9 protein-coding genes and 4 pseudogenes are annotated in these 12571 nt (G+C 72.5%); 12 read left to right on the plus strand and 1 reads right to left on the minus strand.

From position 1 onward, the window contains the following. The 8 genes and pseudogenes from ACFXPL_RS23405 to ACFXPL_RS23440 form a co-directional block, all read left to right on the plus strand. A pseudogene (locus tag ACFXPL_RS23405) lies at window positions 1-688 on the plus strand (hypothetical protein); the annotation flags it as partial. A 191-nt stretch (window positions 689-879) separates the two neighbouring features. Beyond that, a complete protein-coding gene (locus ACFXPL_RS23410; RefSeq protein ID WP_384922788.1) occupies window positions 880-1722 on the plus strand; it encodes a nitrilase-related carbon-nitrogen hydrolase in 843 nt (280 codons plus the stop codon). A gap of 17 nt (window positions 1723-1739) precedes the next feature. Next, window positions 1740-3020, plus strand: coding sequence for an aspartate aminotransferase family protein (locus tag ACFXPL_RS23415; protein ID WP_384922924.1), 1281 nt, complete (start codon window positions 1740-1742; stop codon window positions 3018-3020). Window positions 3021-3153: 133 nt separating this feature from the next. Then, on the plus strand, window positions 3154-4560 hold the full coding sequence (hydA, locus tag ACFXPL_RS23420) for a dihydropyrimidinase (RefSeq protein ID WP_384922791.1): 1407 nt from the start codon (window positions 3154-3156) through the stop codon (window positions 4558-4560). A 16-nt stretch (window positions 4561-4576) separates the two neighbouring features. After that, window positions 4577-5578, plus strand: a complete 1002-nt coding sequence (locus ACFXPL_RS23425; protein ID WP_384922794.1) for a TIGR03842 family LLM class F420-dependent oxidoreductase — start codon at window positions 4577-4579, stop codon at window positions 5576-5578. A 172-nt stretch (window positions 5579-5750) separates the two neighbouring features. Next, complete coding sequence (locus ACFXPL_RS23430; protein ID WP_384922797.1) at window positions 5751-7298, plus strand: NCS1 family nucleobase:cation symporter-1; 1548 nt, start codon at window positions 5751-5753, stop codon at window positions 7296-7298. 66 nt (window positions 7299-7364) lie between these two features. Next, complete coding sequence (locus ACFXPL_RS23435; protein ID WP_384922800.1) at window positions 7365-8711, plus strand: 6-phospho-beta-glucosidase; 1347 nt, start codon at window positions 7365-7367, stop codon at window positions 8709-8711. 115 nt (window positions 8712-8826) lie between these two features. Further along, window positions 8827-9264, plus strand: a complete 438-nt coding sequence (locus ACFXPL_RS23440; protein WP_384922803.1) for a VOC family protein — start codon at window positions 8827-8829, stop codon at window positions 9262-9264. A 122-nt stretch (window positions 9265-9386) separates the two neighbouring features. On the opposite strand, the gene ACFXPL_RS23445 is transcribed toward ACFXPL_RS23440, so the two are convergent. Beyond that, complete coding sequence (locus ACFXPL_RS23445) at window positions 9387-9740, minus strand: hypothetical protein (RefSeq protein ID WP_384922806.1); 354 nt, start codon at window positions 9738-9740, stop codon at window positions 9387-9389. Here ACFXPL_RS23445 and ACFXPL_RS23450 point away from each other — a divergent pair. The 4 genes and pseudogenes from ACFXPL_RS23450 to ACFXPL_RS23465 all read left to right on the plus strand — a co-directional run. Then, window positions 9647-10198: pseudogene (locus ACFXPL_RS23450) on the plus strand (hypothetical protein); the annotation flags it as partial. The gene ACFXPL_RS23445 and the pseudogene ACFXPL_RS23450 sit on opposite strands and share 94 nt — an antisense overlap. Further along, window positions 10128-11470 (plus strand): annotated as a pseudogene (locus ACFXPL_RS23455) (LLM class flavin-dependent oxidoreductase). The pseudogenes ACFXPL_RS23450 and ACFXPL_RS23455, both read left to right, overlap by 71 nt. Before the next feature lie 342 nt (window positions 11471-11812). Then, window positions 11813-11965 (plus strand): annotated as a pseudogene (locus tag ACFXPL_RS23460) (FAD-linked oxidase C-terminal domain-containing protein); the annotation flags it as partial. Between the two features lie 119 nt (window positions 11966-12084). After that, window positions 12085-12486, plus strand: a complete 402-nt coding sequence (locus ACFXPL_RS23465) for an SH3 domain-containing protein (protein WP_384922808.1) — start codon at window positions 12085-12087, stop codon at window positions 12484-12486. Window positions 12487-12571 lie beyond the last annotated feature (85 nt).

A 12571-nucleotide genomic window follows, 5' to 3' on the forward strand; every position in this document is an offset into this window, starting at 1 on the left:
GTCACTGACGCGCACCGAGCACCTGACCTGCGCGGGCGCCCGGCCGGGTGCACCCGCCGGGGGGCCCCGCCGGGGGGGGGTGCGCGCCGGGCGGGGGGCGGGGGGGGGCGCCGCCCCCGCCGCCCCGCCGCGCGAAGCGCCCCCCGCGCCCTCACCGGAGGACCACCGCGCCGCCGTCGAGACCGTCACCGAGCTGCGCCGGCTGCGCGCCGAGGGGCGGACGGGCGAGGCGCACGTCGTGCTCTGCGAGGCCGCGGGCCGCCCGCCTCGGCAGCTTCCGCCGCTCGCCGCCGAACTGCACCGCGCCGGACTCGCCGCCGACTGGGCCGAACTGCTCTGGGAGGCGGCCTTCCTGCCGCCCGCGCGGCTCGCCGCGGCGGCCGGCGCGCTCGCCGTCGCCGGCCGCGACGACGACTGCGGGCAGTTGCTGCGCCAGGGGGTTTCCCGGCCCGCCGAGGAGATCACCGACGCCGTGCTCGCACTGGGCGAGGCGGGCCGCGCGCACGAGGCGCGGGCGCTGCTGACCGCCTTCGTGCAGGTGCGCGCGCCGGAGGACGCGGCGCTCGTCGCCGCACCCGATCCGCACCGTCTCGTACCGCAGCTCCTCGACGCGGCGCGCGCCGTGTCGGCCTCCCGTGAGCGCGACGTGGTGCATGCTCTGCGGGTGGCCGGAATCGTGCCGGGCTGAGCTGCCCCTCCGTCCACCGCTGTCGGCCGGTCGGGTGGGGAACGGAGTCGACCGCTCGGGTGTGAAACAGGCTCGACTCTGCGGGTTGACGACGATGGTCTTGCCCCCGTGTGAGCCGGGGTCTACGTTCTCCTCCTACGCAAAATCTACGTGCGTAGAGCTGACCCAAGCACTCGCCGAAGGAGCAGCTCGTGGCCCGAGTCGTACGCGCCGCACTCGTCCAGGCGACCTGGACGGGCGACACCGAATCCATGATCGCCAAACATGAGGAGCACGCCCGCGAGGCGGCCCGGCAGGGCGCGGAGATCATCGGATTCCAGGAAGTCTTCAACGCCCCCTACTTCTGCCAGGTGCAGGAGCCGGAGCACTACCGCTGGGCCGAGCCCGTCCCGGACGGGCCGACCGTCACGAGGATGCGCGAGCTGGCCCGGGAGACCGGAATGGTCGTGGTGGTCCCGGTCTTCGAGGTCGAGCAGTCCGGCTTCTACTACAACACCGCGGCGGTGATCGACGCCGACGGCTCGTACCTCGGCAAGTACCGCAAGCACCATATCCCGCAGGTCAAAGGGTTCTGGGAGAAGTACTACTTCAAGCCGGGGAACGCCGGCTGGCCCGTGTTCGACACCGCCGTCGGCAAGGTCGGCGTCTACATCTGCTACGACCGCCACTTCCCCGAGGGCTGGCGCCAGCTCGGCCTGAACGGCGCCGAGATCGTGTACAACCCGTCCGCCACCTCGCGCGGTCTCTCCAGCTACCTGTGGCAGCTCGAACAGCCCGCGGCCGCCGTCGCCAACGAATACTTCATCGCCGCGATCAACCGCGTCGGCCAGGAGGAGTACGGCGACAACGACTTCTACGGCACCAGCTACTTCGTCGACCCGCGCGGCCAGTTCGTGGGGGAGCCCGCGAGCGACAAGGCGGAGGAACTGGTCGTACGGGACCTGGACTTCGGGCTGATCGAGGAGGTGCGTCAGCAGTGGGCGTTCTACCGGGACCGGCGCCCCGACGCGTACGAGGGGCTGGTGCGGCCGTGAACGACCTCCACCCGGCTGTGAGCGACCTCCACGACCGCCACCGCGCCGTCCTGCCCGACTGGCTAGCCCTCTACTACGACGAGCCGATCGAGATCACCCACGGCGAGGGCCGCCATGTCTGGGACGCCGAGGGCAACCGCTACCTCGACTTCTTCGGCGGCATCCTCACCACCATGACCGCCCACGCGCTCCCCGAGGTCACCAAGGCGGTGACCGAGCAGGCGGGCCGGATCATCCACTCCTCCACGCTCTACCTCAACCGCCCGATGGTCGAACTCGCCGAGCGCATCGCGGCGTTGTCCGGCATCCCGGACGCCCGGGTCTTCTTCACCACCTCCGGCACCGAGGCCAACGACACCGCGCTGATGCTGGCCACCGCCCACCGCGGCTCCAGCCAGATCCTCGCGATGCGCAACAGCTACCACGGCAGGTCCTTCTCCACCGTCTCCATCACCGGCAACCGCGGCTGGTCGCCCACCGGACTCTCCCCGCTCCAGACGCTGTACGTGCACGGCGGCGTCCGCAACCGCGGCCCCTACGCGGGGCTCACCGACGAACGGTTCATCGAGGCGTGCGTCGCCGACCTGGAGGACCTGCTCGGCCACACCCGTACGCCCGCCGCGCTGATCGCCGAACCGGTGCAGGGCGTCGGCGGGTTCACCGCCCCGCCCGACGGACTGTACGCCGCGTTCCGCGAAGTCCTCGACCGCCACGGCATCCTGTGGATCAGTGACGAGGTGCAGACCGGCTGGGGCCGTACCGGGGAACACTTCTGGGGCTGGCAGGCGCACGCCGGGAACGGCCCGCCGGACCTGCTCACCTTCGCCAAGGGCATCGGCAACGGCATGTCCATCGGCGGTGTCGTCGCCCGCGCCTCCATCATGAACTGCCTGGACGCCAACTCCATTTCGACCTTCGGCGGCAGCCCGGTCACCATGGCGGCCGGCCTCGCCAACCTCTCGTACCTCCAGGAGCACGACCTCCAGGGCAACGCCCGCCGGGTCGGCGGCCTGCTCATCGAGCGGCTGCGGGCCATCGGCGCGTGCGTCGACTCCGTACGCGAGGTACGCGGCCGGGGGCTGATGATCGGCATCGAGCTGATCAACCCCGCGACCGGCGAGGCGGCGCCGCGGACGGCCTCGGCCGTGCTCGAAGCGGCCCGCGAGGGCGGCCTGTTGATCGGGAAGGGTGGCGGCCACAACACCAGCGTGCTGCGGATCGCCCCGCCCCTCTCGCTGACCGTCGCCGAGGCCGAAGAGGGCGCCGCGATCCTGGAACTGGCCCTGCGGGGCGTCTGATTCCGCGATCCTCCCGGCCCGGGGCGTACGCCCTTGCCGTGTACGCCCGGGGCCGGTCGCCCCGGCCCTGGGCGTACGCGGCCGGACCGCACCCCGCCCCTCCACCGACCGTACGAAAGGGAGCGCCACCAGCATGAGCAGCACCCGCACCCTGATCCGCGGCGGGCTCGTCATCACCGCCGCCGACGAGACCCACGCCGATGTCCTGATCGAGGACAGCAGGATCGTCGCCCTCGCCGCTCACGGCTCCGACGTGGCCGCGGGCTGGACCGCCGGCCGTACGATCGACGCCACCGGCAAGTACGTCATCCCGGGCGGCGTCGACGCGCACACCCACATGGAGATGCCCTTCGGCGGCACCTTCGCCGCGGACACCTTCGAGACCGGCACCCGGGCCGCCGCCTGGGGCGGCACCACCACCATCGTGGACTTCGCCATCCAGTCCCCGGGACAGTCGCTGCGCGCGGGGCTCGACGCCTGGTTCGCCAAGGCGGACGGCAACTGCGCCATCGACTACGGCTTCCACATGATCATGGCGGACGTCAACGAGCGCTCGCTGAAGGAGATGGACCTCCTCGTCCAGGAGGGCGTCACCAGCTTCAAGCTGTTCATGGCCTACCCGGGCGTGTTCTACAGCGACGACGGCCAGATCCTGCGGGCCATGCAGCGCGCCTCGCACAACGGCGGGCTGATCATGATGCACGCCGAGAACGGCATCGCCATCGACGTCCTCGTCGAACAGGCCCTGGCCGCCGGACACACCGACCCGCGCTACCACGGCGAGGTACGGAAGGTCCTGCTGGAGGCCGAGGCCACCCACCGGGCGATCCAGCTCGCGCGGGTCGCGGAAGCCCCGCTCTACGTCGTGCACGTCTCCGCCGAGGAGGCCGTCGCCGAACTGGCCGCCGCCCGCGACAAGGGGCTGCCCGTCTTCGGCGAGACCTGTCCGCAGTACCTCTTCCTCTCCACCGACAACCTGGCCGAACCGGACTTCGAGGGCGCCAAGTACGTCTGCTCCACCCCGCTGCGGCCCAAGGACCACCAGGCGGCCCTGTGGCGCGGGCTGCGCACCGATGACCTCCAGGTGGTCTCCACGGACCACTGCCCGTTCTGCTTCGCCGGCCAGAAGGAGATGGGCCGCGGCGACTTCTCCAAGATCCCCAACGGGCTGCCCGGCGTGGAGAACCGCATGGACCTGCTCCACCAGGCCGTGGTCGACGGGCACCTCACCCGGCGCCGCTGGATCGACATCGCCTGCGCCGCCCCGGCCCGGATGTTCGGCCTCTACCCGCGCAAGGGCACCATCGCGCCGGGCGCCGACGCCGATGTCGTCATCTACGACCCGGGCACCGAGCAGACCATCTCCGCCGAGACCCACCACATGGCCGTGGACTACTCCGCGTACGAGGGCAAGCGACTCACCGGCCAGGTAGAGACGGTGCTCTCCCGTGGCGAAGTAGTCATCGACCGGCGGCAGTTCACCGGACGGGCCGGACACGGCCAGTACACCCCCCGCTCTCTCTGCCAGTACCTCGACTGAACTCAGGAGCGACAGCATGGACTTCGGACTCGTCCTCCAGACCGACCCGCCCTCCTCCGCCGTCGTCGACCTCATGCGGCGCGCGGAGAGCAACGGCTTCCGGTACGGCTGGACCTTCGACTCGGCCGTGCTCTGGCAGGAGCCGTTCGTCATCCACAGCCGCATCCTGGAGCACACCACCACCCTGACCGTGGGCCCCATGGTCACCAACCCGTCCACCCGGACCTGGGAGGTGACCGCCTCCACCTTCGCCACGCTCAACGAGATGTACGGCAACCGCACCGTGTGCGGCATCGGCCGCGGCGACTCCGCCATGCGCGTCGCGGGCCGCAAGCCCAACACCCTCGCCACCCTCGGCGAGTCGATGGGCGTCATCCGTGATCTGGCGGAGGGCCGCGAGGCCACCGTCGACGGGAAGGCGCTGCGGCTGCCGTGGGTACGGGACGGCAAGCTGCCGGTGTGGATGGCGGCGTACGGGCCCAAGGCGCTCGCGCTCGCCGGGCAGAAGGCCGACGGCTTCATCCTCCAGCTCGCCGATCCCTTCCTCACCGAGTGGATGGTCAAGGCGGTCCGCACGGCGGCCTCCGACGCCGGACGCGACCCGGACTCGCTCACCATCTGCGTCGCCGCGCCCGCCTATGTGAGCGACGACCTCGCCCACGCGCGGGAGCAGTGCCGCTGGTTCGGCGGCATGGTCGGCAACCACGTCGCGGACCTCGTGTCGCGGTACGGGGAGCACTCCGGGCTCGTACCGGACGCGCTGACCACGTACATCAAGCAGCGCGAGGGGTACGACTACAGCCACCACGGCCGGACGGGCAACCCGTCCGCGGACTTCGTCCCCGACGAGATCGTGGACCGCTTCTGCCTGCTCGGTCCGGTGGAGGCGCACATCGAGAAGCTGAAGGCGCTGCGCGCGCTCGGCGTCGACCAGTTCGCCCTCTACGACATGCACGACGCGAAGGAGGCGACGATCGACGCGTACGGCGCCGAGATCATCCCGGCGCTCCAGGACTGATCCGGCCGGGCCTGGACCGGCCTTGTCCCGGTCCCAGGTCCGGCCCCGGTCCGGTCCGGCCGGGCCTGGACCGGGCCCCCTTCCGGTCCTCGCCCCCCCCGTAACCCGCCGCCCGCACGGCCTCGTTCGACGTCCCCGACGCACCCGCCCTCGAACGAAGGGTCCCGCCGCCATGACCGCGACCGTACCGCCCGCACCCTCCGCCGACGGACCGATAACCGACCCCGGGGGCCGCGTCGAGCTGCCGCCCGGCGCGGTCCCCGAGGACAGCCGCTTCGCCAATGCCGACCTGCTGCCCGTGCCGGTGGCGCGGCGGAGCTGGACGACGTACAACTTCGCCGCCCTCTGGGTCGGCATGGCGCACAACATCCCCTCCTGGCTGCTGGCGTCCGGCCTGGTCACCCTGGGCATGGACTGGAAACAGGCGGTCCTCACGATCGCCCTGGCCAATGTGATCGTGCTGCTGCCGATGCTGCTGACCGGGCACGCGGGGCCGAAGTACGGCATCCCCTTCCCGGTGCTCGCCCGCGCCTCGTTCGGGGTGCGCGGCGCCAATCTGCCCGCGCTGATCCGCGCCGCCGTCGCCTGTGCGTGGTTCGGGATCCAGACCTGGATCGGCGGGCAGGGCATCTTCGTCCTGCTCGGCAAGATCTTCGGTGGCTGGGCGGAGGCGTCGCGGATCGGTGGCCAGCCCTGGACGCTGTGGCTCTGCTTCCTGCTCTTCTGGGTGCTCGAACTCGCCATCATCCACCGGGGGATGGACACCCTGCGGCGGTTCGAGAACTGGGCCGCGCCCTTCGTGATCGTCGGCGCGCTGGTCCTGCTGGTCTGGATCACCGTCAAGGCGGGCGGCCTGGGGCCGCTGCTCGACCAGCCGTCCGAACTGGGCTGGGGCGCCGAGTTCTGGCCGGTCTTCTTCCCCTCGCTGATGGGGATGATCGCCTTCTGGTCCACCCTGTCGCTGAACATCCCCGACTTCACCCGCTTCGGCGCGGGCCAGCGCGCCCAGATCAGAGGACAGGCGCTCGGGCTGCCCACGACGATGACCCTCTTCGCGCTGCTCTCCGTCTTCGTCACCTCCGGATCGCAGGCGGTGTACGGCGCGGCCGTCTGGGACCCGGTGGAGCTGGCGGCGAAGACGGACAACGTCTTCGGGCTGGTGTTCGCCCTGGTGACGGTGCTCGTCGCGACCATCTCGGTGAACATCGCGGCCAATGTCGTCTCACCCGCCTACGACCTCGCCAACCTCGCCCCGAAGATCATCAACTTCCGTACGGGCGCGCTGATCACGGGCGTCGTCGGCGTCCTCATCATGCCGTGGAAACTCACCGCCACGCCCGAGCTGTACATCTTCACCTGGCTGGGTCTGGTCGGCGGTCTGCTCGGTACGGTCGCCGGCATCCTGATCGCCGACTACTGGATCGTCCGGCGCACCGTGCTCGACCTCGCCGCGCTCTACCGGCCGGACGGTCCGTACTGGTACGTGCGCGGCTGGAACCCGCGGGCCGTGCTCGCCTTCGTCGTCGGCGGGGTGCTGGCGGTGGGCGGCTCCCACTCGGCGCCCGGGAAGGGCCCCTTCCCCGAGGACGGGCTGATCCCGTTCCTCAAGCCGCTCGCGGACTACGGCTGGGCGGTGGGGCTGGCCGCCTCGCTGGCCGTGTATCTGCTCCTGACCCTGCCGTCCGGGCGCGGGGGCGCGAAGATGGTCACGTACAGGTGACCAACGCCCCCGCCGAGCCGGCCGCACACGCCGGCTCACGGAGGCCGGTGTGAAAGTGGTGCGGGTGTGAAGCTGACGATCCTCGGCGGCGGCGGGTTCCGGGTCCCTCTGGTGTACGGCGCTCTCCTGGGCGACCACGCGGAGGGGAGGGTCACCCACGTCACCCTCCACGACCTGGACGCCGGCCGGCTCGGCGCCATCACCCGGGTCCTCGCCGAACAGGCCGCGTCCGTCCCCGACGCGCCCGCCGTGACCGCGACGACCGACCTCGACGAGGCGCTGCGCGGCGCCGACTTCGTCTTCTCCGCGATCCGCGTCGGCGGGCTCGAAGGGCGCGCGGCGGACGAGCGGGTCGCCCTGGCCGAGGGCGTCCTCGGCCAGGAGACGGTCGGCGCGGGCGGTATCGCGTTCGGACTGCGCACCGTGCCCGTCGCCGTCGACATCGCCCGGCGGGTGGCGCGCCTCGCGCCCGACGCGTGGGTCATCAACTTCACCAACCCGGCGGGACTGGTCACCGAGGCCATGTCCCGCCACCTCGGCGACCGCGTCATCGGCATCTGCGACTCGCCCGTCGGTCTGGGCCGGCGGGTCGCCCGGGTGCTCGGCGCCGACCCCGACCGCGCGTGGATCGACTACGTCGGCCTCAACCACCTCGGCTGGCTGCGGGGACTGCGCGTCGACGGCCGTGACGAACTGCCCCGGCTGCTCGCCGACCCCGACGCCCTCGGCTCGTTCGAGGAGGGCAAGCTCTTCGGCGCCGACTGGCTCCGCTCCCTCGGCGCCGTCCCCAACGAGTACCTGCACTACTACTACTTCAACCGTGAGGCCGTCCTCGCCTACCAGCAGGCCGAGCAGACCCGCGGCGCCTTCCTCCGGGACCAGCAGGCCCGCTTCTACGAGGAGGTGGCCCACCCCGGCGCCCCCGCGCTGGGCACCTGGGACCGTACCCGCGCCGAGCGCGAGGCCACGTACATGGCGGAGAACCGCGAGGCCGCGGGCGCCGGTGAACGCGACGACGCCGATCTGGAGTCCGGCGGCTACGAGCAGGTCGCGCTCGCGCTGATGCGGGCCGTCGCCCGGGACGAACGCACCACGCTCATCCTCAACGTACGCAACCGGTCCACGCTCACGGCGCTCGACGCCGACGCCGTCATCGAGGTGCCCTGCCTGGTGGACGGCAACGGCGCGCATCCCGTCACCGTCGCACCGCTGCCGTACCACGCCACCGGGCTGGTCTGCGCGGTCAAGGCGGTCGAGCGCGAGGTACTGGCCGCCGCCGAGAGCGGTTCGCGCGCCTCGGCCGTCGCGGCCTTCGCGCTGCACCCGCTGGTGGACTCGGTCACCGTCGCCCACCGCCTCCTGGACGGCTACCGCGCCGTACACCCCGGCCTGGCCTACCTCGACCGCCCGTGACCCACGCACGGCCAGGCGGCAACCGGGCCGCCGCCGCCCGCCTCCGTGTCTCCACCGGCTCTCCGTCCGTACCGTCCCCGCATCGGGACCGCTCCCTTCCAGAAGGAGACAGCGCATGGCTCTCGCCCCCTTCCACCTCGCCATCCCGGTCGACGACATCGACGCCGCCCGGAGGTTCTACGGCGGCGTGCTCGGCTTCGCCGAGGGGCGGTCCGACGCCAGGTGGATCGACTGGAACTTCGGCGGCCACCAGGTCGTCACCCACCGGGTCGGAGACGGCCCCTCGGGGGCTCCCCGGGACGGCGTAGCCGGCACGAACCCCGTCGACGGACACGAGGTGCCCGTACCGCACTTCGGACTCGTCCTGCCCGTCGAGGAGTTCAAGGAGCTGGCGGCCCGGATGACGGAGGCCGGCACCGACTTCGTGATCCAGCCCTACGTCCGCTTCGAGGGCGAACCGGGCGAACAGTGGACGATGTTCTTCCTCGACCCGGCCGGAAACGCCATGGAGTTCAAGGCATTCGCGGACATCAGCCGGCTCTTCGCGGTCTGAGGGGCCTGGGTCCGGCCCTGCCGGGCGGCGGCTCCCGACCGCACGACCTCGCGGCCGGTGCCGTACCGAGGCCCGGAACCCGGAACCGCGGACGCTGTCGTACGGGTCCGGAGCGGCCGGCGTCAGCGCCCGGCGGGGGCCGGCCCCGACGACAGCAGCGCGCTGACCGCCGCGACCGCGCCCGCCACCATCGCGGGGTCGGCGCCCCGCCGCGCGTGCGCGCTCATCCGGATCGCCGGGACGGGCGGCAGGTCGTGGCGTTCTGTCAGCCCTTCGGGTCCCGGGCCGACCGAGGCCAGCAGCGCGGCGCCGAGACCGGCGCGGGCGGCGTCCAGGACCCCGGCGAGGTAGCCCGCGTCGCAGACGACGGTGGTGGGTATATCGCGTTCCGCGAGCACGCCCAGGGCCCGGCGCCGGATCGCGCAGGGCGCCTCGACGGCCACCAGCGGCAGCGGCGCCGGCGCCTCGGGCGGCACCCAGCCGGGCGCAGCGCGTCTCGCTCGCCAGGGCTCTGGTGCGGGATCCGGAACTCCTGCTGCTGGATGAGCCGTTCGGCGCGCTGGACGCGCTGACCCGGGCCAAGGCGCAACGGCTGGTGGGCGAGTTGTGGCAGCGCCACGGCTGCTCGATCCTCCTGGTCACCCATGACGTGGAGGAGTCGCTGCTGCTGGCCGACCGCGTCCTGGTGATGGACGCGGGTGGCATCGCGCACGAGGTGACCATGGACCTGCCCCGCCCCCGCAGTCTCGGCTCGCCCGAATCCGTCGCGCTGCGCGGCCAGTTGCCGGCCTGGCTGGGGGTGCGGGACGCCTCCGCCGACCCGGCCCCGGTCCCCGCGGGCGCGCACGCCGACACCCACGGCGATGCCCCCGCACCCGTACCCATGCCGGAGGCGGCGCCGGGAACGAAGTCCCTGGAAGGAACCCCGTCATGACCCGGAGCATCCGCGCCCGATCCGTCCCCCGCGCCCGATCAGGCCCCCGAACCCGGTCCGTCCCCCGCGCCCGATCAGGCCCCCGAACCCGGTCCGGCCCCCGAACCCGGTCCGTCCCCCGCGCCCGGTCCGGCCCCCGCGCCCGGTCCGGCCCCCGAACCCGGTCCGGCCCCGGGCCCTCGCCGCCGCGCTCGCCCTGTCGGCGCTCGCCCTCGTGACGGCCGGATGCGGTACGCGGGGCGACAGCGCGGCCTCCGGGCCGGCGGGCGCCGCTTCCGACGTCACGCTCACCCTCGGCGACCAGGCCAAGAACCTCCAGACCCTGGCGAACGCGTCCGGTGCCTTCAAGGGCGCGTCGTACCAGGTGAAATGGGCCGAGTTCGAGGGTGCGGCGCCGCTGTTCCAGGCGGCCCAGGCGGGCGCGGCGGACACCACGTACGCCGCCGATCCGCCCACGCTCCAGGCGCTCAGCGGAGGTGTGCCGATCAAGGCGGTGGCCGCGCTACGCAACGACGGGACGTCCGTGGGCATCGTCGTCCGGAAGGATTCGACGATCAGGAAGGTCGCGGACCTCAAGGGCCGGACGGTCGTGGTCTCCTCCGCCAAGGGCAGCATCTCCGAGTACCTGCTCGCCAACGCCCTCCAGCAGGCAGGACTTTCGTACTCCGACGTCAAGGTCAAGTACCTGCTGCCGACCGACGCGCAGGCCGCCTTCGGCGCAGGGAGGATCGAGGCCTGGGCGATCTTCGGCGTCTACAAGGCGGTGGCGACCCAGCAGGGCGGCCGGGAGATCGTCAACGGCGCCGACGGCCGGGGCCCCGGCCGCGCATCTGGTTGTCGTTCCGGCCGATCATCGCTCCCACCGACGAGCTGGCCTGGGAGAAGGCGCACCGGATCCTCGGGCGGGCCAAGGAAGGCGCCGCCGAACGTGCCCGGAACCAGCACGCCCACCACTACCCGGCGCCCGGCACCGGCCGGCCCGCCAACGTCGGGTCCCAGCGGCTGCTGGACATCGCGTCCCGGGGCGATCTGCACGACCGGGCGCTGTGGACGCCGCTGGCCACCGCCACCAACGCGGCGGGCAGTTCGACCGCGCTCGTCGGCTCGCCCGAGACCGTCGCCGCCGCGCTGCTGGACTACGTCGACATCGGCTGTGAGCTGCTCTCCATCCGGGGCTGGGACCCGCTGAACGACGCGATCGACTACGCACGGTACGTACTGCCGCTCGTACGGCAGGAACTCGCTTCCCGCGCGACCCGCGCCGCCGCCTGACCCCGCCCCCGGCCGTCCGCTCCCTCGTCGGCCCGCTGCCCCGTCCGCTCCCTCGCTGCCCGCCCCCCGGCCTGCTTCCTCGCTGCCCGTCCGCCGCCCCCTTACCCCCTTGCGTTCGCCCGTCCGCCGCTCCCGGCGCCGACGCCTCGCGCCCGCCCGTAAGGAATCACCGCCTTGTCCCGCTCCCGCCTCCGTCCCCGTTTCCCCCAGGAGGACACCGAGCTCCTGACGATCGGGGCATCCGCGCCGGCCGCGTGGGCGAGCACGGCTGCCCCCGCGCCGACCGGGGCGTCCGGCCCGACCGGGACGTCCGACCCGACCGAGGAGCCCGCGTGACCCTCCCTCGGCGGCACCCTCACCGGCGAACACGGGGTGGGTACGCTCAAGCGCCGGTGGCTCGCCGACGAACTCGGCCCCGACAGCGTGGCGCTGCACCACCGGCTGAAGACCGCGTTCGACCCGCACGGCATCCTCAACCCCGGCAAGGCGATCTGACAAACAGACCAATCGCTCTCTCAACTCCCTATCCGGGTGAGGTTTTCGTTCTGCCCTGGCGGTCACGCCGTACGGCATGCCATCAAGGAGGTAACGCCCAAAAGGGAAAGAGGATGACGATGTCCGCACTTCGCGTCAAGAGCCGCCTCGCCGCCACACTCGCGGTACTCACGCTCGCCGGTTCCGCCGCCTTCGCGGCCACCCCCGCGACGGCCACCCCGGCGCCTCCGGCCGCGTCCCCCACGTCGCAGAAGCAGGAACCCGCCGCGGCGCAGGCGCCCGCCGCCGAACCGAAGGGGCGGGTCGTCTCCCGGCTCCCCCTGTCCATCCGCGAACGGCCGACCTCGAACTCCGGATACCTGGGAAGTGTCCAGCCGGGTGCGGTCATCGCCCTGTCCTGCAAGGTCGTCGGCCAGAACGTGGACGGCAACGACCTCTGGTACCACCTCGGCAACGGACGCCCCGGCTATGTCGCGGCCCGTTACGTCGAGAACCTGTCGCCGGTGCCGTACTGCCGCTGACTCCCCGGCGCCGGCACTGATTTCCGCGGCGCTGGTGCTGATTCCGCCCTGGCGGCGGCCCGCCGCCGCGCGGACCGTTCCCCGC

Origin of the sequence: Streptomyces sp. NPDC059092 (assembly GCF_042756365.1) — a bacterium.
In the GTDB taxonomy this organism is placed as follows: Bacteria; Actinomycetota; Actinomycetes; order Streptomycetales; family Streptomycetaceae; genus Streptomyces.